Source organism: Kitasatospora sp. NPDC001683, from assembly GCF_053596495.1.
Genome location: NZ_JBSFGK010000038.1, coordinates 27,448 through 52,510, shown reverse-complemented (window position 1 = coordinate 52,510; position 25,063 = coordinate 27,448). Strand labels below are relative to the sequence as shown.

Annotated in this window: 4 protein-coding genes; all 4 read right to left on the bottom strand. The window is 73.0% G+C overall.

Annotated elements, in window-relative coordinates; genetic code table 11:
* Nucleotides 1–7 precede the first annotated feature (7 nt).
* From ACWCYO_RS21325 to ACWCYO_RS21310, 4 genes are read right to left on the bottom strand one after another with little or no spacing between them, the layout of a single operon-like run.
* A complete protein-coding gene (locus tag ACWCYO_RS21325) occupies nt 8–12,256 on the bottom strand; it encodes an amino acid adenylation domain-containing protein (RefSeq protein ID WP_449785101.1) in 12,249 nt (4,082 codons plus the stop codon).
* 28 nt (nt 12,257–12,284) lie between these two features.
* Nucleotides 12,285–16,769, bottom strand: coding sequence for an amino acid adenylation domain-containing protein (locus tag ACWCYO_RS21320; protein ID WP_449785100.1), 4,485 nt, complete (start codon nt 16,767–16,769; stop codon nt 12,285–12,287).
* A complete protein-coding gene (locus ACWCYO_RS21315) occupies nt 16,766–22,978 on the bottom strand; it encodes an amino acid adenylation domain-containing protein (protein WP_449785099.1) in 6,213 nt (2,070 codons plus the stop codon). The genes ACWCYO_RS21320 and ACWCYO_RS21315 overlap by 4 nt, the downstream gene beginning before the upstream one ends.
* The gene (locus ACWCYO_RS21310) at nt 22,975–24,825 is read right to left on the bottom strand and encodes an ABC transporter ATP-binding protein (protein WP_270149223.1); all 1,851 of its coding nucleotides are present in this window, start codon (nt 24,823–24,825) and stop codon (nt 22,975–22,977) included. Before ACWCYO_RS21310 ends, ACWCYO_RS21315 begins: the two co-directional genes overlap by 4 nt.
* Nucleotides 24,826–25,063: the final 238 nt, after the last annotated feature.

Below are 25,063 nucleotides of genomic sequence, written 5' to 3'. Positions count from 1 at the left end.
GGGGAAGTCATTCATCGGCCGGCCCGGTCTGGAGTCGGTCCATCTGTTCGGGCGTGAGAGCCAGGAGCATGCCGTCCCGGGGCTCCGGCTGCCCGCTCTCCCCGCCCTCGGCCGGGAGCTCCTTGGCGAGCACCGCCAGCCGTTCGGGCGTCTTCTCCTCGAACACTTGCCAGGGCGACAGCTCCAGCCCTTCGCCGCGAAGCCGGGCCGACAGCTGCATCGAGCTGATCGAGTCGCCGCCGAGCTCGAAGAAGCTGTCCTCGACCCCGACCCGTTCCACCCCGAGGACCTCGGCGAACATCGCGCACAGCAGCTCTTCGACGGCCGTGCGCGGATCGCGTCCGGAGGAGTTCCCGGCGAAGTCGGGGGCCTGTAGCGCCCGGTGATCGACCTTTCCGTTCGGGGTCAGGGGCATCGCGTCCAGCGGTACGAACGCCACCGGCCTCATGTGCTCGGGCAGGCGTTCGGCCGCTGTCCCGCGGAGGGCGGCGATCAGCTCGTCGACCGGCTGCGCGGCCGCCGGGACGACGTACGCCACCAGCCGCTTCTCGCCGGGCCCGTCCGCACGAGCGGCCACCACCACCTGGGCTGCCCCCGGATGGTCCGCCAGCACGGCCTCGACCTCACCCGGCTCGACCCGGTGACCGCGCACCTTGACCTGCGCGTCGGCCCGGCCGACGAAGACCAGCTCTCCGTCGCGGGTCCAGCGGACCCGGTCGCCGGTGCGGTACACGCGGCCCCCGGAGGAGTACGGGTCGGCGACGAACCGCTCCGCGGTCAGGCCCGGACGTCCGAGGTATCCACGCGCGAGCCCTGCCCCGGTGACGTAGAGCTCACCGGCCACGCCGGGCGGCACCGGCTGCAGGAAGGCGTCGAGCACGTACGCCCGCACGTTGGTGATCGGGCGGCCGATGGGGACCACGTCGTGTCCCGGAGACAGCGGCGAGCTCATCGTCGCGCACACGGTCGTCTCGGTGGGCCCGAAGGCGTTGATCATCCGCCGGTCCCGCGACCAGCGGTCGACCAGCGGCAGCGGGCACGCCTCACCGGCGACGACCAGCGTCTCGAGGCAGTCCGGCAGGTCGTCCTCGACGGCCAGCACGCTCGGCGGCACGGTGACGTGGGTGATGCGCCACCGGCGCACCGCGTCGCCCAGCGACACTCGTGGCGGCATGCTGCCGGGGTCGGCCAGCACCACGGTCCCGCCTGACAGCAGAGCCATGCACAGCTCGGAGATCGCGGCGTCGAACCCGAGGGACGCGAACTGCAGGATCCGTGACGACGGCGACACGGCGAACCGGTCGATCTGTGCCGCCGCCAGGTTCCCCAGACCCGCGTGGGTGACCTGGACCCCCTTGGGCGTCCCCGCCGACCCGGAGGTGTAGATCACGTACGCTCCGTCGCCCGCCGCCACGGCCGGCAGCGCCACCGCCGGGTCGGCGGCGGGCCGCTCGTCCAGTGCGACCACCACGCCCGTGAACCCGTCCGGTACGGCCGTCCGGGTCGCCCTCGTGCACAGCAGCACCTCGGGCGCGGAATCCGCCAGCATCAGCTCGATCCGACCGGCGGGATAGTCCGGGTCGACCGGTACGAACACCCCGCCCGACAGCGACACCCCGACCAGGGCCACCACCAGCTCCACCGACCGTCCGACCAGCACGCCCACCCGCGTTTCGCGTCGGACGCCCAGCCCCACCAGCAGCCGCGCCAGATCCTCCGCCTCGCCCAGCAGCCCTTCGTACGACAGGCTCCGCGCCGCGTCCTCCACCGCGACCGCGTCCCGCGAGAGTTCCGCCCGGCGGCGGAACAGTACCGGCAGCGGCTCCGGCACGAACGGCGCATCGGTGGCGTTCCACCTCTCGACCACCAGGCCGCGTTCCGCCGTGCCGATCAGGCCGACCCGGCCCACCGGAGTCCGCGGATCGGCCGTCACCTGTTCCAGCGCCCGGACGACCGCCGCCAGCATCTCCTCCGCCCGGGTCCGGTCGAAGACGTCCGGACGGAAGATGAACTCGCCACGGACGCGGCCGTCGTGGGAGACGCGCATGGACATCGGATAGTGCCCGCTGTCGTTCGGGATCCCCGCAGGGCGCATGACGAGCGCATCGGGGTCTTCGGACGGGAGCGGCGGGTGGGGGTAGTTCTCGAACACCACGATCGTGTCGAACCCGGCGCCCTGCCCGGCGAACTGGACGATCTCCGACAGCCCGACGTGCTGATGCGCCATCATCTCGACCTGGCGCTCCTGCAGCTGCGTCAGCATGTCGCGGAACGGTTCACCGCCCGCGAGGCGGGCCCGGACCGGCAGCGTGTTCATGAACAGGCCGACCACGGACTCGACGCCGGGGATCTCGGGCGGACGCCCGGCCACCGCGGAGCCGAAGACCACGTCGTCCCGGCCCGTCAGCCGGGCCAGGAGCAGCGCCCAGACCCCCTGGAAGAGGGTGTTCATCGTGACGCCGTGCCGACGCGTGAACTCCACCAGCCGACGGCTCAGGTCGTGGTCGAGTTCGAACCGGACGCGTTCGGGATCGACGGGCGCGCCGTGGGTGTCCGGCGGCACGACGTGGGTCGCCTCGTCGAGCCCGGCGAGCTCGGTCCGCCACGCCTGCCAGGCGGCCTCCTTGTCCTGGCGGGAGAGCCAGGCGAGATAGTCGCGGTACGACGTCGGGGCGGACAGGGACAGGCCTTCACCGCCCGATTCGTAGGCCGCCATCACATCGCCGGAAAGGATCGGGAGCGACCATCCGTCGCAGGAGATGTGGTGGGAGGCGAGGGCCAGCCGGTGGCTGCGTTCGCCGATGCGCACCAGGTGCAGGCGCAGCAGCGGGGCCCGGTTCAGGTCGAACCGGTCGGCATGCAGCTCCTCCGCGAGTCGCTCGAACTCCGCCAGCGCCTCGTCCTCGGGCAGATGGGACAGGTCGGTCTCGGTCCAGGGCAGTGCCACCTCACGGGCGATCGCCTGGACGGCCCGGCCGGACCCGAGCTGATGGAAGCTCGCCCGCAGGGCGGCGTGCCGGTCGAGGAGCGCCTGCCAGGACGCGCGGAAGCGAGCGACGTCCAGCGGGCCGTCGAGGGCGAGGGTGCGGATGCCCGCGTAGACATCCGGGCCTCGCTGGTCCATGGCATGGAACAGCAGGCCCTCCTGGAGGGGAGAGAGCGGCCAGATGTCTGCGAGGCCCGGAACGGCGGCCTCGATCTCCTCCACCTCCGGCTGCGTCAGCTCGACGAGGGAGAAGTCGCTGGGGGTGTGCCCGCCGGCTCCGGGGACGGTGTGCGCGGCGAGGCCGGACAACAGGTCCAGCCAGGCCAGGCCGAGCGACTCCGCCTCGGCCTCGCCGAGGATCCGTCCGGCCCAGGTCACGGTCAGCCGGAGCTCTGGTCCGTCCGGGGAGTCGAGGAGGACGGCGTCGATCTCCACGGCGTGGCGCAACGGCGCGTGCTGCTCCGCCGCACCGCCGACGGTCCCCGTCATCTGCCAGGGCTGCGGATCGCCGTCGGGGTGGGCGGAGAACCGGCCCAGGTAGTTGAACCCGACCTCCGGCTTCGGCAACGCCGCCAGGACCGGTGCCGTCTCGGCGTTCAGGTGGCGCAGCATTCCGTAGCAGAGGCCGCCGTCGGGCACGGCCCGCACGTTCTCCTTGACCGTCTTCAGCAGGCGGCCGGCCGCCTCACCACCGGCGATCGCCTCGTCGGTGTCGATCCCGGTCACATCCAGCCGGAGCGGGTGGACGTCGGTGAACCAGCCGACCGTCCGCGTGGGATCCAGCTCCGCGACGGGCCGGCGGCCATGGCCTTCGACGTCCACCACGACGGAGTCGCCGCCGCGCCAGTGTGCGACCGCGCCCGCCAGGGTGGCCAGGAGCACCTCGTGGACACCGCAGTGGAAGGCCGAGGTGACCTGCTCCACGAGCACGTCCGCGCGGTCGCGCGGCAGGGTCCATGACCTGCGTCCCGCGGTCGCGACGGTGTCGCGCGTGGGGTCGAGGGAGGCCAGTCGCGGTTGCGCGTGGTCGAGGACCTCCGTCCAGGTCTCGAGTTCCCCGGCCCGGATCGCGGCCTGGTCGACCAGGGTCCGCGCCCACTGCCGGAACGGGACCTCCACCGGGTCGAGAGCGGGCTCCTCGCCCCTGATCACGGCCTCGCATGCCGCACGCAGGTCCAGCAGCAGGATCCGCCACGACACCGCGTCGACCACCAGATGGTGCGCCACCAGCACGAGCCGTCCGACCCGACCTGGTCCGGCATCCACCCACACCACCCGGATCATCACACCGGCGGCGGGATCCAGCCGCGCCGCCGCCTCGCCGGCACACCGGTCCGCGGCCTCGTCGAGGTCACCGGTGTCCGCCTCGACCCGCTCGACCAGACCCGCCGCGTCCACCGCCCCCCGGCCGGACACGACCAGGCGCGGCTCTTCGCCTCGGTCCGTGACGATCCGGCTCCGCAGCAGATCGTGGGCGTCGATCACCGCGCCCAACCCGGCCGCCAGCGCGTCCACCGACAGGTCGCCGGGAGCGCCCACGGTCACCCACTGGGTCAGGGCCCCTCCGGTCAGCGCGCCGGGGTCGCGTTCGATGAGCGCCCGCATCACCGGCGTCCACGCGACCTCGCCGACGCCGTCGGCGAGGTCCGCCCGCCTCGCGCCGCCGCGCTCGGCGACGGCCGCGATCCCCGCCGGTGTCTCGTGCGCGAAGACGTCCTTCGCGCCGAAGACGACGTCGGCGCGGCGGGCACGGGCGGCCAGTTGCATGGAGAGGATCGAGTCGCCGCCCAGCTCGAAGAAGCTGTCATCGACTCCGACCCGGTCCAGCCCGAGGATCTCGGCGAACAGTGTGCACAGCACCCGCTCCGCCTCGGTGCGCGGCTCGTGGCCGGCGGGCTTCCCGGAGAACTCGGGAGCGGGCAGGGCCTCGCGATCGACCTTCCCGTTGATCGTCAGCGGGAAGGCGTCCAGGACCACCACCGCGGCCGGGACCATGAACTCCGGCAGCCGCGCCGCGAGGTGTTCGCGGAGCGCGTCGGGGTCCGGGGCCTGGTCCGGTTCCGCGATCGCATAGCCGACCAGCCGCTTCTCACCCGGACGGTCCTCCCTCGCGACGACGACCGCCTGCGCGACCAAGGGAGCCTCGGCGAGTACCGTCTCGATCTCCGCCGGTTCGACCCGGTAGCCCCGGATCTTCACCTGGGAGTCGGCCCGTCCGGCGAACAGCAGCTCGCCGCGGTCGGTCCAGCGTGCCAGGTCGCCGGTGCGGTACATCCTCCCTCCTTGCCCGCCGCCGGGCAGGAGGGGCCCATTGCCGGGGGCGAACGGGTCGGCGACGAACCGCTCCGAGGTCGCACCGCGGGCCTCGGGATAGCCGAGCGCCAGACCGGCGCCCGCGAGGTAGAGCTCGCCGGTCACGTTCGGAGCGACCGGCTGGAGGAAGGCGTCGAGCACGTACGCCCGCCGCCCGGCCAGCGGGCGGCCGATCGGCAGGACGTCGCCCGTCTCGTCCCCCGGCTCGAGTAGCTGCCACGTGGCGCACAGGGTGCTCTCGGTCGGGCCGTACAGGTGCCGGACCCGCAGATCCGGGCAGGCCCGGCGCAGCCGTGCGACGGAGGCGAGGGGCACCACGTCCCCGCCGGTGAGGATCTCGCGCAACCCGCTGAAGGAGTCCGGCGACTCCTCGGCCAGCACCCGGAAGCTCCCGGCCGTCAGATGGACGGTCGTCACGCCGCGTGCGATCGCCTCCCGCAGGCGCTGCGTGTCGACCGAGCCCGGTTCGGCGACCATGACGCGGGCCCCGCTGACCAGCGGCGCCCAGATCTCGAGCAGCGACGCGTCGAACGCGTGCGAGGCGTGCATCAGCACGCAGTCATCGCCGTCGAGTGCCCAACCGGGGTCGCCGGCCAGCGCCGCGACGCTTCCGTGCGGCACCGCGACGCCCTTGGGCACCCCGGTCGATCCCGACGTGTACATCACGTAGGCCACGTCGTACGCCGTGACCGTCGGCGTCCGCCGCCCCGTTCCCCCGGTCCACGGCGCGTCCACGAGCACGGGCTCGACCCCGTCCGGCACCGCGTCGCGGGTCGTCCCGGCACAGACCGCCACCGCCACGCCGGCGTCGGCCAGCATCCGCTCGATCCGCACCGGCGGGTAGTCCACGTTCACCGGGACGTACGCGGCCCCGGCCTTCCAGACCCCGAGGAACGCGACGAACAGGTCCGCGCCGCGCTCCATCACCACGCCGACGCGGTCGCCGCGCCGCACACCCATCGCGGCCAGCTGCCCTGCCAGCCGGTCCGATTCCCGGTCGAGGTCGCCGTAGGACAGGGTGCGGTCCCCGTCGATGACGGCCACCGCGTCCGGCGCGCCCGCCGAGCGCCGCCGGAACAGTTCCACCACCGACGATCCGCCGGCGGCCTCGCCGGTCGCGTTCCAGCGCTCCAGCACGGACGTGCGGGTCAGGTCACTCGTCACGCCCAGGCGGCCGACCGGAAGCGAGGGCTCCGCCAGCAGCCGTTCGATGACCCGCACGACCTGCCCGGCGACCTCGACGGCGGTCTTCTCCTCGATCCGGTCGGGCCGGAAGGACACCCGGATCTGCAGGCGCTCGCCGGGACTGGCGCTCATCGTCAGCGGGTAGCCGGTACCGGTCCGGGTGAGGGCCGAGCTGATCGTGACACCGCCGTCGTCGCCGAGGCCGGCCGCGTCGCGCGGGTAGTTCTCGACCATCATGATGGTGTCGAAGGCGGCGCCCGGCCCCACCGCCTTCTGGATCTCCGACAGACCCATGTACTGGTGCTCCGACAACTCCGACTGGCGTCGCTGCAGGTCCTGGAGCAGCTCCAGCACCGGCAGGCCGCCGTCGAGCCGTACCCGGACCGGAACGGTGTTGATGAACATCCCCACCATCCGCTCCACGTCCGGTACGTCCGCCGGGCGGCCCGACACCACCGTCCCGAACACCACGTCCGTCCGGCCCGCCAGCCGGGCCAGCACCAGGGCCCACGCGCCCTGCACGATCGTGCTCAGCGTCAGCCCGTGGCCGCGGGCGAAGTCGGTGAGCGTCCGGGTCGTCTCGGCGGACAGCCACGCGCAGTGCTCGTCCGGCATCACCATCGCCTTGCCCGCCTCGGCGTCCACCACGGTCGGCTCGTCCGACCCGGCGAACTCCGACCGCCACGCCGATCGCGTCGCGTCCTGGTCCTGACGGCTCAGCCACGCCAGGTAGTCGCGGTACGAGGGTGACGTCGACGAGCTCGGTCCGCCCGCGTAGCCGGACGACATCTCGCCCAGGATGATCGGCGTCGACCAGCCGTCCAGGAGGACGTGGTGCGACGTCAGGACGAGCCGGTGCCGGTTCTCGCCGAGACGGATCAGCAGCAGCCGGAGCAGCGGCGGGCGGGACACGTCGAACCGCTCCGCCTGGTCCTCCGCGAGAAGGCGTTCGACCTCGAGGGCCGCGTCGGCCTCGCCGAGGTGCGACACGTCCGCCGTACGCCAAGGGATGTCGGCCTCACCCACGACGACCTGCACCGTCTCGCCCGAGCCGAGCTGGTGGAAGCTCGTCCGGAGCGACTCGTGCCGGGCGGCCAGCGGCTGCCACGCCGCGCGCAGCCGTTCCGGGTCGAGCGGCCCGTCGAGGTCCAGGATCCGCTGGCTCTGGTAGACGTCCACTCCCTCGTCGTCGAGGGCCCGTTCGAAGAGCATGCCCTCCTGCAGGGGCGACAGGGGCCAGATGTCGATCAGCCCGGGCGCGGCGGCCTCCAGCTCCGCCACGTCCCGCTGCGACACCTCGACGAGGTCGAAGTCGGACGGCGTGTGGCCTCCGGCGCCGGGGACGGCGGCGTGGGCGGCGAGGCCGGTGAGCATCTGCAGCCAGGCCTCCCCCAGCCGCTCCACCGTGGCGGGGTCGAGATCCCGGCCGTCCATGGTGAGCCTCAGCAGGGGACCGGCCGGCGTGTCCTGAACGTCCGCGCCGACCTCCAGGGCGTGGGCGAGTACCGGTTCGGGGCCGGCGGCCCCCGCGCCGAGCGGCCCTTCGCTGACCTGCCACGGAGTGTCCGGGGAGGTGGCGGCCGACCGGCCGAGATAGTTGAACCCGATCTTCGGGGACGGCAGTTCGGCCAGCCTGGCCCCGGTGCCGGGGTTGAGATGGCGCAGCAGCCCGTAGCCGAGCCCGTCGCCCGGCACCGCGCGGACCTGCTCCTTCACGGCCTTCAGCAGCTCTCCGGCCGCCGCGTCGCCGGCCGCCGCCGCTGCCAGGTCGACGCCGGAGACGTCGAGGCGGACCGGATGGACGCTGGTGAACCAGCCCACGGTGCGCAGCAGGTCCTCGCCGTCGGCCGGGTGGCGGCCGTGGCCCTCCACGTCCAGGAGCACCCCGGCGTCACCGCCCCGCCGGCGCGCCACCGCGCCCGCCAGGCCCGCCAGCAGGACTTCTCGGATTCCGCAGTGGAAGGTTCCCGGGGCTTGGTCGACCAGGCCCCGCGCCGTGGGCCCGGACAGTGTCCAGGACCATGAGTGCGGCCGCCCCTCGTGCTGCGCGGGGAACGGGTCCGCGCCGTCCAGGACCCCGACCCAGTGGTCGAGCTCGGCGACGGTGCGCTCGCTGAACGCCTGCTCGGTCAGCCGCTGCGACCACTGCCGGTACGACGTCGTCGCGGGTTCGAGGGACGGGGTCGCTCCGGAGATCACCTGGTCGTAGGCCGTGCGCAGATCCGGCAGCAGGATCCCCCACGAGACGGCGTCGACCACCAGGTGATGCGCCACCAGCGCCAACCGGCCCGGCTCGGCGTCTCCGGCATCGATCCACACGGCCCGCACCACGGTCCCCGTCGACGGGTCCAGGCGGCCTGCGGCCGTCGCGGCCTCGCGTCCGGCGGTCTCATCGAGGTTCCCGGTCCCGGCCTCCACCCGGGTCACCAGTGCGGCCGGGTCCACGGTGCCCCGATCGGGCACGATCAGCCGTCCGTCGGGCTCCACCCGGCCGCGCAACTGGTCATGGACGTCCAGCACCGCTCCCAGGGCGGCCACCAGCGCGTCCCGGTCGAGGCCGGGCGGGGCGACGACGACCCGCGCCTGGGCGAAGCCGGGGCGCAGCGCGTCGGCTCCGAGGGCGCGCATCACCGGCGTCCAGGGAACCTCCCCGATGCCCGCGTCCGGCTCGGAGCGGCCCCGCCGCGTCGTTCCGGCGGCCCCCGCCAGCGCGGCCAGCCGTCCGGGGGTCCGCTGCTCGAACACCTGCCGGGGGGTGAGGGCGATTCCCTCGCGCCGGGCGCGGGCGGCCACCTGCATCGAGGAGATCGAGTCCCCGCCCAGCTCGAAGAAGCCGTCCTCGACCCCGACCCGTTCCAGGCCGAGGACCTCGGCGAACACCCGGCACAGGATCCGCTCGGCCTCGGTGGCCGGGTCCCGGCCCACCGACTTCGACGCGAAGTCCGGTTCGGGCAGGGCCTGCCGGTCCACCTTCCCGTGGACCGTCAACGGCAGCGCGTCCAGCACGATCACCGCCGCCGGCACCATGAAGTCGGGCATCGTCTCGACGAGGCGGTCCCGGAGCCGGACCGGGGCGAGGTCCCGTCCCGCTTCGGCCACCACATAGGCGGTCAGCCGCTCGTCCCGGGCGGCGACCACGGCCTGGCCGACGCCCGGAAGCCCGGCGAGAACCGCTTCGACCTCTCCCGGCTCCACGCGGTAGCCGCGGATCTTCACCTGATCGTCGGCCCGTCCGCCGAACACGAGCGTGCCCTGGTCCGTCCAGTGGGCCAGGTCACCGGTCCGGTACATCCGCCCGCCGGGGACGAAGGGATCGGCGACGAACCGCTCGGCCGTCAAGGCCGGACGACCCAGGTAGCCGCGCGCGACGCCGGCCCCGGCGACGTAGAGTTCGCCCTTCACGCCCGGAGGCACCGGGCGCAGGAACGCATCGAGGACGTAGCCGCGCCGGCCCGCGAGGGGACGTCCGATCGGCAGCACCGGACCGGTCTCGTCACCGGGTTCGAGCAGCCACCAGGTCGCGCACAGCGTCGCCTCCGTCGGGCCGTAGAGGTGCCGCACCCGGACGTCCGGGCACGCCCGCCGTACGCGCTCCACCGCCGCCGGCGGCACCTCGTCCCCGCCGGTCAGCACCTCCCGGAGCCCGGCGATCGACTCCGGTGACTCCTCGGCCAGCACCCGGAAGGTCCCCGCGGACAGGTGGGCGGCCGTGACGCCGCCCGCCACGTACCGGGCCAGGGCCTCCCCGTCCACCGCACCCGGTTCGGCGATCACCAGTCGGGCGCCCGACAGGAGCGGGACCCAGATCTCGAACAGGGAGATGTCGAAGGCGTGCGAGGCGTGGGTCAGCACGGCGTCGCCGGGCCCGATCCCCCACCGCGGCTCCCCGACCAGCCCCGCCACGTTGCCGTGCGACACCGCGACGCCCTTGGGCGTGCCCGTCGACCCCGAGGTGTACATCACGTAGGCGAGGTCGTCGGCTCCGACCCCCACCGTGGGGCGGGCACACTCCGCCACGGCCCGCCGCGTCCCGGGATCGTCCAGGACGATCGGATCGAGCCCGCAGTCCAGCACCGCCGCCCGGCTCGCGGTCCGGCAGACCACCGCGGCCGGATCCGCGTCCGCCAGCATGAACTTCACGCGTTCCACCGGGTAGGCGGGGTCCACCGGCACGAACGCCGCCCCCGCCTTCCACACCGCGAGCAGCGTCGCGATCAGGTCGGAGGACCGTTCCATCACCACGGCGACCCGGTCCCCGCGCCGGACGCCGCGGCCGGTCAGGTAGCCCGCGAGCCTGTCCGCACGCCCGGCCAGGTCCCGGAAGGACGTCGGCCGGTCCCCGTCGGTGATCGCCGTCTCGTCCCCGCGACGCTCCACCTGGCGATCGAACAGGGCCAGCGGCAGTCCTCCCGGCTCGGCGCCGGGTGCCGTGCCCCAGGCGTTCACCAGGTCGCGCTCGGCGGCGGTCGTCACGGCGACGTCGGCCACGGTGATCCCGCTGTCGGCCGTCAGCCGGCGCAGGACCCCCTGGAACCGCTCGAGGACGGCGAGCGCCGCGCCGGTGTCGAAGAGGTCGGTCAGATGGTCGAGCTTGAGGAGCATCGTGTCGCCGGGGACGGCGACCAGCGTCAGCGGATAGTGGGCGGCCTCCCTGCCCTGGTTCACCCGGACGGTGAAGGTCTCGGCGGAGTCCGGTTCGCCGAGGTCGCGGGGAAAGTTCTCGAACACGAGCAGGGTGTCGAAGACCGCGCCGGGGCCGGCCGCCTTCTGGATGTCCGTCAGCCCCACGTACTGCTCCGGGATGAGCGCCGACTGCCGCCGCTGCAACTCCGTCAGCAGCCCGATGACCGGGGTGGCGCCGTTCAGCCGTACGCGCACGGGCACGGTGTTGAGGAACAGCCCCACCATCGCCTCCACGCCGGGCAGGTCCGCGGGGCGTGCCGACACGGTCGCCCCGAACACCACGTCCGTCCGGCCCGACAGCTGCGCCAGCACCAACGCCCACGCGCCCTGCACGACCGTGTTCAGCGTCAGCCCGTGGCTGCGGGCCAGGTCTTCCAGTGATCGGCTGAGGTGTTCGGGGAGCTCGACCGTGACGCTCTCCGGTATGCCGGGCGCCCGGCCCGGGTCCGCGGGCGCCACCAGGGTCGGCTCCTGCGCTCCGCGCAGTTCCGCCGCCCATGCCGCCAGCGCCCGCTCCCGGTCCTGCCGGTTCAGCCAGGCGAGGTAGTCCCGGTAGGACGCCACTTCCGGCAGTTCCGGAAGTTCCGGCCGACCGTCGGCCGCGTACAGCGCCAGCAGCTCGTTGAAGACGATGGGCAACGACCAGCCGTCCATGACCGCGTGATGGCAGGTCACCACCAGGCGGTGCCTGGCGTCGTCGAGACGGATCAACGTGAGGCGCAGCAGTGGGGCCTTCGCGAGGTCGAACCGCCGTAGCCGGTCCTCCTCGGCCAGCTCCCGCACCGCCTCGTCGGGATCGTCGAGGTGGGAAAGGTCGACCACGCGCCACGGCAGCTCCACCCGGCTCGCGATGACCTGCACCGTCTCGCCCGACGCACGCTGCCGGAAGCCCGCCCTGAGCGCGGCGTGCCGGGTGAGCAGTTCCTCCCACGCCGCACGCAACCTGGCCGGATCGACCGGACCCTGCAGCTCCAGGATCCAGTGGCCCAGGTAGATCTGGGGCCCTTCGTCGTCGTAGACCGTGTGGAACAGCAACCCTTCCTGCAGCGGCGACAGCGGCCAGATGTCCTCGATCCGCGACTGAGCCATCGGTGTCTCCCTCGATCCAGCAAACGGCTTAAAGGTCGTCGTCGAACTCGGCTTCGAGTTCCTCGATCTCGTCCTGGTTCAGGTCGAGGAGGTCGAAATCGGACGCGGTGTGCCCCCCGGCGGAGGGATCACCCGCCAGGCGGGCCAGGGCGGACAACACGTCCAGCCACACCCGGCCGAACCGTTCGATCTCGGCCTCCGGGAGGAGACCGGCCGGCCAACTCACCGCGAGCGCCAGTTCCAGGCCGTCCGGCAGTTCCCGGACGACCGCCTCGGTTTCCAGTGCGTGCGACGGCCTCGTGTCGGGGGCCGGTGAACGGCCGATTCCTCCGGACCGCTGCCACTCCCGCACTTCGCCCGTGGCGGACCGGCCCCGGTAGGCGAACCCGATCCGGGGCGACGGTGCGGCTTCCAGTACCGGTCCCGTCTCACCGTTCAGATATCGCAGCAGCCCGTAGCCGAGTCCGTCGCCGGGCACCGCCCTCGACTGCTCCTTCACCGCCTTCAGCAACGACCCGGAGGCCGGGTCGGTCCCGCCCACGTCCAGCCGCACGGGGTGCACGCTCGTGAACCGGCCCACCGTCCGGGACGGATCCATCCCGCCGGCCGGGTGACGGCCGTGATCCTCCACGTCCACCAGCACCACGTGGACTCCGCGCCACCGCGCCACCGCGCCTGCCAGGCCTGCCAGCAGCACCTCGTGGACACCGCAGTGGAAGGCCGAGGTGACCTGCTCCACGAGCGCGCCCGCGCGGTCCTTCGGCAGGGTCCATGACCGGCGTCCCGCCGCCTGGCCGCCGCCGGGCTCGCCCAGCCGTGGCTCCGCCTCGTCGAGGAGCGCCGTCCACGCGGTCAGCTCCGCGACGCGTGCCGGGGCGGTCGCCTGCTCCGCCAGTGCGGCCGCCCATCGCCGGTACGAGACGTCCGAAGGGGCGAGCACCGGCTCCCTGCCCGCGGCGACGGCCTCGTAGGCGGCCTTGAGGTCCGGCAGCAGGATCTGCCACGACCACGCGTCGACCGCCAGCGGATGCGCCGCCAGCACGAGCCGTCCGACCCGGCCGGGTCCCGCGTCCACCCACACCGCACGGACCATCACACCCGCGGCGGGATCCAGCCGCGCGGCCGCCTCCCGAGCACACCGCTCCGCGACCTCGTCGAGGTCCCCGGGGTTCGCCTCCACCCGCTCGATCAGGTTCGCGGCGTCCACCGCGCCCCTGCCGGACACGACCACCCGGGGCTTCGGGGCCGCCTCGACGATCCGGCTCCGCAGCATGTCATGAGCGTCGATCACCACGCTCAGCCCGGCCGCCAGCGCGTCCACCGCCAGATCGCCGGGAGCGCCGACGGTCACCCACTGCGCTGGTCCCGTCCCCGCCACCTCCATCATCGGCGTCCAGGCGACGTCTCCGGTGCCCTCGGCCGGGTCGGGCGACGCGGCCGGATCGCCGTCCAGGTCGAGGATCCGGGCGATTCCCGCCGGGGTCCGGTGCTCGAACACCTCGCGCGCGCCGAAGGCCATTCCGGACCGACGGGCCCGCGCCGCCAGCTGCATCGAGGTGATGGAGTCCCCGCCCAGCTCGAAGAAGCCGTCATCCGCGCCGACCCGTTCCAGGCCGAGGACCTCGGCGAACAGCGCGCACAGCGTCCGCTCGGCGTCGGTGGCCGGTTCCCGGCCGGTGACGCGTCCGCCGAAGTCGGGGTCCGGCAGCGCCGCCCGGTCCACCTTGCCGTTGGCCGTCACCGGCAGTGCGTCCAGGACCACCACCGCCGCCGGCACCAGGTAGCTCGGCAGCGCCCTGGCGACGTCCTCGCGCAGCCGTTCCGGATCGATGCCGCCGCCGGACACGACGTAGCCGATCAGGCGCCCTTCGCGGGCCACCACCACGGCCTGGTCGATGCCCGGCCGCTCGGCCAGCACCGCCTCGACCTCGCCCGGCTCGACCCGGTAGCCGCGGATCTTCACCTGGTCGTCGGACCGCCCGACGTACACCAGCTCGCCCTCGTCCGTCCAGTACGCGACGTCGCCCGTCCGGTACATGCGCTGCCCGGGGGCGAACGGGTCCGCGACGAACCGCTCCGCAGTCAGCCCCGGACGGTCCAGATAGCCGTGCGCCACCCCTGCGCCCGCGATGTGGAGATCGCCCGCGACGCCCGGAGGCAACGGACGCAGGAAGACGTCCAGCACGTACAGCCGCCGGCCCGGCAGTGGGCGACCGATCGGCAGGACCGATCCCAGCCGGTCGCCGGGCGCGATCGCCTTCCAGGTCGCGCACAGGGTGGTCTCCGTCGGACCGTAGGTGTGCCAGACGACCAGCTCGGGGCAGGCCCGCCGGACCCGCTCCACCTCGCTGAGCGGCACCACGTCGCCGCCCGCCAGCACGTCGCGCAACCCCGCGAAGGACTCCGGCGACTCCTGCGCCAGCGCCCGGAACTGGCCCGCCGTGATGTTCACCGAGACGAGGCCCTGGGCGACCTGGGCGGCGAGGCGCTCCGCGTCGACCACACCCGGCTCGGCGAGCATCACCCGTGCGCCCGAGACGAGCGGCACCCAGAGGTCGTACAAGGAGGCGTCGAAGGTGTGCGGCGCGTGCATCAGCACGGCGTCGCCCGCTCCGACGCCCCACACCGGGTCTCCCGCCAGGGCCGCGACGCCGCCGTGCGGGACGGCGACGCCCTTCGGCGCGCCGGTCGACCCCGAGGTGTACATCACGTACGCCAGATCGTCCGCCCCGATCGGGACCAGCGAGGTCTCACCGTCGACGGCGGCGTCCATCGTGATGAGCTCGTGGCCCGGGGGCACGGCGGCCGCGGTCCCGGCACTGCACACCACCGCGGCGACCGCGGCGTCGGACAACATGAACGCGACCCGGTCCGCCGGGTAGTCCGGATCGACGGGCACGAACGCCGCTCCCGCCTTCCACACCCCGAGCCATGCCGCCGGCACGTCCGGCGAACGTTCCAGCAGGACACCGACGCGGTCGCCGCGTCGCACGCCCCGGTCCTTCAGCACCCGCGCCAGCCGGCCTGACCACTCGTCGAGTTCCGCGTACGACCAGTCCCGGCCGCCGGCCGTCATCGCCGTCGCGTCCGGAGCCTTCTCCACCTGCCGGCGGAAGAGGTCCACCGCCGTCGGCGCGGCGATCGGGTCGCCCGTCTCGTTCCACCGGTCGACGACCAGCTCACGTTCGGCGTCGCTCACCAGGTCCAGGCGGCCCACCGGGGTGCCCGGCTCCGCGACCATCCGTTCCAGGGCTCGAACGAGCCAGTGGAGAGCGGTCTCGGCGACCGAGGCGTCGACCATCCCCGGCTGGTACTGCAGCTCGGTCTCGATGCTCTCGCCCGGCAAGACGCCCAGAGTGATCGCGTAGGGGGACGCCTGGTGGAACTCCCGCAGGGTCAGGCTCAGATCGCGCGGGGACTTCGAGCCCGCCGCGGGATCGACGTAGTTCTCGAACACCACGATCGTGTCCAGGCCCGCCCCTCCGAGCTTCTGGATCTCCGGGAGCCCGAGGTGCTGGTGCGCGATCAGTGCGGACTGCCGCTCCTGCAGCTCCGTCAGCGTCTCCAGGACGGTCTTCGCCCCGTCCAGCCGCACGCGCACCGGCACGGTGTTGATGAACAACCCCACCATGCCCTCCGCGCCCGGCAGGTCTGCCGGACGCCCGGAGACCGTCGCGCCGAAGAGCACGTCCCGGCGGCGCGCCAGTCGGGCCAGCACCAGCGCCCACGCGCCCTGCACCACGGTGTTCAGGGTCAGCCCGTGGCCGCGGGCGAACTCCACCACGGCGGAGGTGAAGGCCGGTGAATGGCGGATCACCTTCCGGACCGGCAGTTCCGGAGCCCGGCCGGGCCGTTCGGGAATGCCGAGCGCCGATCCGTCGACACCGGACAGCTCCGCGCGCCAGGCCGCCCGGGCGGCGTCCTTGTCCTGCCGCCCCAGCCACGCCAGATGGTTCCGGTAGGAGGCCGCTGACCGCGGACCCGACACGACGCCGCCGGCCGCGTAGACCTCGAGGAGTTCCGACTCGAGGATCGCCCGCGACCACCCGTCCATGAGCAGGTGGTGGCTCGTCGTCACGAGACAGTGCCGCTCCGGGCCGAGCCGGATCAGCGTCAACCGCAGCAGCGGAGGCCGCGTCAGATCGAATCCCCTGGCGCGCTCCTTCTCCGCGATCACGGTCGCCTCGGCGAGCGCGTCCTCCTCGGCCAGGCCGGACAAGTCGCGTTCGGTCCACGGTAGTTCCGCCTCCCGGGGAATGAGCTGGACCGTCTGGCCGGACTTCCGCCGGTGGAAGGAGGCCCGAAGCGTCGCGTGCCGGTCGAGGAGGGCCTGCCAGGACATCCGGAGCCGCTCCGGGTCCAGCGGCCCGTCGATGAGCTGGGACTGCTGGATGACGTAGATGTCGGGGGCCTCGTCGTCGAAGGAGGAGTGGTAGAACATTCCCTCCTGCATCGGTGACAGCGGCCAGATCTCCGCGAGCGCCGATCCGGGGGACGTGGTCGACTCGGTCACGATTCCTGGCCTCCTCCGAAGTGCGCCGCTATCGCCTCGAAACCCTCGATCTCGTCCTGATCGAGGTCGAGAAGACCGAAGTCGGACGCGGTGTGTCCCCCGGCGGAGGAATCGTCCGCCAGGCGGGCCAGGCCGGACAGCACGTCCCACCACAGCCGGCCGAACCGTTCGATCTCGGCCTCCTCGAAGAGGCCGGCCGGCCAGCTCACCATGAGCGTCAGTTCCGGGCCCTCCGGCGTTTCCCGGACGACCGCATCGGCCTGCAGCGCATGCGGCAGTGCCATGGCCGGATCCAGGGAACCGCCGATGTCTCCGGCCTGCTGCCATTGCGCCACGTCGTTCTGCCAGCCCACGACGAACCGGCCCATGTAGTTGAATCCGATCCGGGGCGCCGGCATGGCCTCCAGCACCGGTCGGGTCTCGGCGTTCAGATGACGCAACAGCCCATGGCCGAGCCCGTCACCGGGCACCGCCCGCGACTGCTCCTTCACCGCCTTCAGCAGATCTCCGGACGCCAGGTCGATCCCCGACGTGTCCAGTCGCACCGGATGCACGCTGGTGAACCAGCCGACCGTCCGGGACAGGTCCAGCCCGCCGACCGCGTGACGGCCGTGGCTCTCCACGTCCACCAGCACCACGTGACCGCCGGACCAGCGCGCCACCGCCCCCGCCAAGCCCGCGAGCAGCACCTCGTGGACCCCGCAGTAGAACAGCACCGGAACCGGGCCCAGCAGCGCCGACACCTCGGCCCCCGACATCGCCCACGACCGTGAGCGCGTGCTTCCCGGGCTCACCTGCGGCCCGCCGATCGGCCCGTCCCCCTCGCCCAGGATCGCCTGCCACGCCGGCAGTTCGCCGACCCGTTCCGCCGTGGCCGCCCATTCCTCCAGCAGGCGCGCCCACTGCCGGTACGGCACCGCCACCGGCTCCAGCGCGGGAGTCCGTCCCGCCGCGACCGCCTCGCACGCTTCCCGCAGATCCGGTACCAGGACTCGCCACGACATTCCGTCGACGGCCAGATGGTGCACCACCAGCACCAGTCGGCCCACCCGGCCGGGCCCGGCGTCCACCCACACCGCCTGCACCATCACGCCCGTCTCCGGGTCCAGCCGTCCCACGGCGTCCCGCACCGCGCCCGCCACGGCCTCGTCCAACGAGCCCGCGCCGAGCCCCACTCGCCGGACCTGACCGGCCGGGTCCACCGAGCCGCGGTCACCCACGATCAGGCGTCCCTGCTCCACGCGTGCTCGCAACATGTCGTGCGTGTCCACCACGGCGCCCAGCGCGGCGGCCAGGACCCCCTCGCCCAGATCCACGGGCGCGCCCACCACCACCCACTGCGCGAATCCCGCACCGGTGATCCCGTCGCCCAGCATTCTCATCACCGGCGTCCACGGCACCTCGCCCACACCGTCGGCCGTCGCGGGCCGGGCGCGTTCCGGCAACGGCGACTCCGGCACCAGCCGCGCGAGTCCCTCCGGCGTCTTCTGCCCGAAGACGTCCTGCTCGGCGAGGGCCAGTCCGGCCCGCCGCGCCCGCGCCACCAGCTGCATGGCGGTGATCGAATCTCCGCCCAGGGCGAAGAAGCTGTCGTCCGCGCCGACCCGCTCCAGGCCGAGCACCTCGGCGAACAGCCGGCACAGCACCCGTTCGTACTCCGTGACCGGCTCTCGACCGACCGTCCCGGCGGTGGGATCGGGGTCGGGCAACGCGCCGCGGTCGATCTTCCCGTTCGGGGTGGTGGGCAGCGCTTCCAGCACCACCACAGCGGGCAGCATGTGCTGGGGCAGCCGGGAGGCGAGGTACTCCCGCACCGCGTCCGGATCGACCTCGGCCGGCGACACGTAGGCCAGCAGCCGGTCGTCCCGGACGACCGCCACCGCCTGAGCGACCCGCGGGTGGCCGGACAGGACGGACTCGATCTCGCCGAGCTCGATCCGGAAGCCACGGAGCTTCACCTGGTCATCGGCCCGCCCGGCGAACACCAGCTCACCGCGGCTCGTCAGATGGGCCAGGTCTCCCGTCCGGTACATCCGCTCGCCGGCGGCGAAGGGATCGGCGACGAACCGCTCCGCCGTCAGCGCCGTACGGCCCAGGTAGCCACGGGCCAGCCCTATCCCCGCCACGTACAGCTCGCCGGTGATCCCCGGCGGCAACGGCCGGAGGAACGCGTCCAGTACGTGGCAGCGGCCTCCCGCGATCGGTGCCCCGATCGGGACCACGTCCCGGCCCGCCGTCAGCGGCGTGCTCATCGCGGCACACACCGTGGTCTCGGTCGGCCCGTAGGCATTGATCAGCCGCCGTCCCTCCGACCAGCGATCCGCCAGGCCCGGTGGGCAGGCCTCCCCCGCCACCACCACCGTCTCCAGCCCCGCCGGCAGCATGTCGGCCGTGGCGAGCACCGACGGCGGAACCGTCACGTGAGTGGCGCCCCACCGCTCCAGTGCCTCGGCCAGCGACACCCGCGGCGGCAGGTCCCGCTCCGGCGCCATCACCAGCGTCGCCCCCGAGAGCAACGCCATCAGCGCCTCCGAGACCGTGGCGTCGAAGCCCAGCGCCGCGAACTGCAGGACCCGTGACGACGGCGACACGGCGAACCGGTCGATCTGTGCCGCCGCCAGGTTCCCCAGGCCCGCGTGGGTGACGACGACCCCCTTCGGGGTTCCGGTCGATCCCGACGTGTAGATCACGTACGCCGCGTCGTCCGGCCCCACCCGCGGCGGCACCGCATCCGGGCCCGCCGCGAGATCCACTTCGTCGATCACCACCGACCGGTCGGCGAACTCCTCGGGCACCGCGTCCCGCGTCCTCCCCTCGCACACCACCAGCACGGGATCCGCGTCTCCCAGCAGCAGTCGCACGCGCTCGGCCGGATACCCGGGATCCACCGGAACGAAGGCGCCTCCGGCCAGCGACACCCCCAGCATCCCGACCACCCACCACGCCGACCGCCCCACGACGAGGCCCACCCGGGACTCCGGTCCGGCCCCTCGGGCCCTCAGCACAGCGGCGAGCGCCGACGCCCGTTCCCAGAGCCGCTCGAAGGTCAGCTCGCCGTCGCCGTCCACCACCGCCACCTCGTGCGGCCGCTCCGCCACGACCCGCGCCACCAGCACCGGCAAGGACTCCCCCACCGCCAGCGCCGCGTCCGAGCGGCTCACCCGGCCCCCGGCCACACCGAGCCGCCCCACCAACCCGGAAGGGTCGGCGGCCAACGCGCCGAGGGCACCGACGAACCATCCCAGCGCGGACTCGGCGACGGTCTCCTCGATCTGCCCCTGCCGGTAGGCGAGTTGGATCCTGAGTCGGTCCCCCGGGATGATGCCGAGGGTCAGTGGATAGTGGGTGCCCTCGACCGTGCCCAGGTACGTGAACCGGTCGGCGAAGTCCCGCGGATAGTTCTCGAACACCAGCAGCGTGTCGAACTTCGCACCCGGCCCGCCCGCTCTCTGGATCTCGGGCAGTCCCAGGTGCTGATGCGGGATCAGGGCCGCCTGCCGCTGCTGCAGACCGGTGAGCAGGTCGGCGACCGTCTGCCCGCCGTCCAGCGCCACCCGGACCGGCACGGTGTTCATCATGAGACCGGGCATCGACTCCACCCCGGGGAGCTCCGCGGGACGGCAGGCGACCGTGGTGCCGAACACCACCTCGGTGCGCCGCGCGAGCCGGGCCAGCACCATCGCCCACGCGCCCTGCACCATCGTGTTCAGCGTCAGCCCGTGGTCACGGGCCACCTGCGTCAGCCTGGTGTAGAGCTCCGGCATGACGTGGGCGATGCGGTACTCGTATCCCGTCCCGGCGGCCGTCCTCGCGATCGACGCGTCCCCGTCGAGGCCGGACAACTCCGCCTGCCAGGCCGCGCGGGCCGCGTCCTTGTCCTGCCGATCCAGCCAGGCCAGGTAGTCCCGGTAGGACGCCGCACCGATCCGCTCCGGGAGCCGGCCGCCGCCCGCGTACGCCTCGGCCACCTCGTTGAGGATGACCGCCACCGACCAGCCGTCGGTCAGGATGTGGTGGTGGACGACCAGCAGGCGGTGCCGGTCCTCGCCGATCCGGACCAGCAGCAGCCGGAACAGCGGGCCCGCGGCCAGGTCGAACCGCTGTTCCTGTTCCCGCCGGGCGAGGGCCTCGACGGCCGCCTCGGCGTCGTTCACGCCCGTGAGGTCGACCTCCCGCCAGGGCAGGACGACGTGTCCGGCGACGGCCTGGAGCGCCCTCCCCGACGCGAGCCGTACGAAACTCACCCGGAGCCCGGCGTGCCGTGCGAAGACCGCCTCCCACGCGGCCCGGAGCCGGGCCACGTCCAACGGCCCGTTCAGCTCCAGGATCCACTGCGCCTGGTAGATGTCGAGGCCTTCTTCTTCGAGGCTCGACTGGAAGAGCAGCCCTTCCTGGAGCGGGGCGAGCGGCCAGACCTCCTCGGCACCCGGTACGGCGGTCGCCAGCTCGCTCTCCTCCTCCGCGGTGAGAGCGACCAGGGGACGGGCGTCGGGGGCGTCGGCGGGTACCGGACGCGCCGCGGACGCCAACCGTGCGGGGGTCCTCTCCTCGAAGACCTGGGAGGGCGTCACCAGCAGACCGGCCCCGGACGCGCGGGCCGCCAGCCGCATCGCGGAGATCGAGTCGCCGCCCAGGGCGAAGAAGTCCTCGTCGACACCGACCCGGTCCAGGCCGAACAGCTCGGCGAACAGCCCGCTCAGGACGCGCTCCGCCTCGGTGGCGGGTTCGCGGCCCCCGGCATTCCCCCCGAAGACGGGCGCGGGCAGCGCCGCCCGGTCCACCTTGCCGTTGGCGGTGAGCGGAAGCCGGTCCAGCGTGATCACGGCAGCCGGGACCATGTACTCCGGCAGCATCGCCCCGAGACGCCCACGGAGGACGACGGGATCCACGTCCGTCACCGCGTAGCCGATCAGGCGACCGTCGATCGCCACCACGACGGCCTCGTGGACATCCGGCCGGGCGGTCAGCGCGGCCTCGATCTCACCCGGCTCGATCCGGAACCCGCGGATCTTCACCTGGTCGTCGGCCCTGCCCGCGAACAGCAGCTCGCCGTCGGCGGTCCAGCGGGCGAGATCCCCTGTCCGGTACATCCGGCCGCCGGGTACGGACGGATCCGCCACGAACCGCTCCGCCGTCAGCGCCGCCCGGTCCAGGTAGCCGTCCGCGAGGCCGGCGCCGGAAAGGTAGAGGTCGCCGACCCTACCCGGCGGCACGGGCAGCAGCGACGCGTCGAGCACTTGGGCCCGGCGGCCCGGAAGCGGACGGCCGATCGGCAGGGCGGGGCCCAGCGCATCGCCCGGCCGGAGCAGGTGCCACGTCGCGCACAGCGTCGTCTCCGTCGGACCGTACAGGTGCCGGATCCGCGCTCGGGGGATCGCCCTTCGCACCTTCTCCACCGCGGCCGCGGGCACCACGTCGCCGCCCGTCAGCACCTCGTGGAGGCCGGCGAAGGATTCCGGTGACTCCTCGGCCAGCGCGCGGAAGCTCCCCGCGGTCAGATGCACCTTCGTCACGCCGGCGGCGACCGCCTCCCGCAGACGCCGGGCGTCCACCGCGCCCGGCTCGGCGATCACCACGCGGGCGCCCGAGGCGAGCGGTACCCAGATCTCGAAGAGGGACGCGTCGAAGGCGTGCGGCGCGTGCACGAGGATCGCGTCACCGGCGTCCACCGCCCAGCCGGGGTCCCCCACCAGCTCCGCGACGCTCCGGTGCGGGACGGCCACTCCCTTCGGGACCCCGGTCGACCCGGAGGTGTACATCACGTACGCCAGGTCCCCCGGACCCACCGGGACCGTCGGCGCGTCGCCCGGAACCTCGTCCGTGACGACGATCGACTCGACCTCCTCCGGAACGCGGTCGCGCGCCGCGGCCGAACACGCCACCAGGGACGCCCCCGAGTCCGCGACCACGAACGCCACCCGCCGCGCGGGATGGGCGGCATCCACCGGCACGTACGCGGCTCCCGCCTTCCATACCGCGAGCAGCGTCACCACCAGGTCCGCGGAGCGTTCCATCAGGACCGCCACGCGGTCGCCGCGGCGGACGCCCCGACCGATCAGCCGCCCGGCCAGCCGGCCCGCGAGCTCGTCCAGCCGCCGGTAGGTCAGCGCCCGGTCCCCATCAACTACGGCCACTGCGTCGGGCGTCCGCTCCACCTGGCGGGCGAACAGCTCCGGCACCGTCGGCGTGGCCAGCGCTGCGGAATTCATCGTCCCCCTTCAGGAACCATCTGGTGGACCGGCCCGGCCCCATTGCCTTCGGGTACGGCGCCGTTGCCGCCCGGCCCGGCGAACTGCGTGTGATAGAGCTCCGCGTAGAGTCCGCCCTCGGCCAGCAGCTCCTCGTGCGTCCCGCGCTCCCGGACGCCTCCGTCGTCGATCACGACGATCTGATCGGCCTCACGGATCGTGGACAACCGGTGGGCGATCACCAGGGAGGTGCGGTCGCGCAGCACGGTCCTGAGGGCCCGCTGGACGGCGGCCTCCGACTCGGGGTCCAGGTGAGCGGTGGCCTCGTCGAGCACGACGACCGAGGGCGCCTTCAGGAGCAGCCTGGCGATGGCCAGTCGCTGCTTCTCCCCGCCCGACAGCCGGTAGCCGCGGTCTCCGGCGACGGTGTCGAGCCCCCTCGGGAGGGATTCGATCAAGTCCCAGATCTGGGCTCCCTTGCACGCCTCGATCAGCTCGTCCTCGGTGGCGGTCGGACGGGCGTAGCGAAGGTTCTCCCGAATCGTGTCGTGGAAGAGGTAGGTGTCCTGGCTGACCACGCCCACCGCCTCGCGGAGCGAGCCGAAGGAGAGGTCCCGAAGGTCGTGTCCGCCGACCCGGACGGTGCCGGAGGTCGGGTCGTACAGCCGGGACACCAGGTGGGTGAGAGTGCTCTTCCCCGCGCCGGACGGGCCGACGAGTGCGGTCATGGTTCCGGCCGGCGCCCGCAGGCTCACGTGGCGCAGGACCTCCGGCGCCGTCTCCCCTCGATCCCCTCCGCCACGCACGTTCTGCTCCAGCGACGGCAGCGAGACCTCGTCCGCGCCCGGATAGCGGAACGACACGTCCTCGAACTCGATCTCCGGGGCCGTGTCCCGCGTGAGCGTGACGGCGTCGGGGCGTTCCTCGATCAGCGGCTTCAGCTCGAAGAGCTCGAAGATCCGGTCGAAGCTCACCAGGACGACCAGCGCGTTCGCCTGCATCCCGGACAGTTGGGTGATCGGCCCGAACAGCCGCCCGAGCAGGGCGGCGAGAGCGATCAGCGTGCCGAGCTGGAAGACTCCGGAGAGCACGAGGCCGCCGCCGACCCCGTAGGTGAGCGCCGTGGCGAGCGCGGCGATCAGCATCATGATGACGAAGGCCATCCGACCGTAGACGACGACGCTCACGCCGATCCCGCGCAGCCTTGCCGCCCGGTCCTCGTACTCGGCCATCTCCTCGTCCGGACGGCCGAAGAGCTTGGAGAGCATCGCCCCCTGGGCGTTGAACCGCTCCTGGAGGAGGCCGGCCAGGCCGGCGTTCACCTCCATCGACTGCCTGGTGTACCGCTGTGTCACTCGCCCCACGTACACCCAGGGAACGACGAACAGCGGGATCAGCACCACCGTGATGACGGCGACGAGCCACGACAGGTAGAACAGCTCGGCCATCACCAGGACGACCCCGATCACGCTGGGGAGCGCCATCAGCAGCTGGCTGAACGCCTGCTGCGTCATGATCAGATCCGTGTGGAGCCGTCCGACCAGCACACCGGTCTGGGTGCGGGTGAAGAACGCGACCGGCAGCCGCTGGACGTGCTCGATCGACTGGATCCGGACGTCGTGGCTGACCCCCTGCCCGATCGATCCGGCGAGGTGGGCGAGCACCAGCTGCAGCAACGCGTCGAGGACGGCGAGCCCCGCGGTGAGGCCGGCCAGCAGGGTGACGGCTCCGGAGTCGCCCTTGAGGATCCCGTCGTCGACGATCTGCTTGAGCAACAGCGGAGTCGCCACCACGATGAGCGACTCCAGGACGGCGCCGATTGCGAAGAGTGCGATTCTGCCGGTGTACGGGCGAAAATAGGCCAGCACCCTGCGTGGCGTTTCAGGGCGGAGCTTGGCCGGCTCGGGATCGTCGCCTCCGCCGGCCCTTGGCGCCCCCCCGATGGACGGCATCATGACCATACGGACATCCCCTCTCCGACGACACCGAAGTCCGCAGGTCCATGGTGCTGATCGGACTCGCTGTCCACGAGTCGCCGTCCATGAGTCGGTGTCCAAGCGAGCATTTCCGACACTTGGACGCGGCCCCGGATTCCGACCTTCGGAA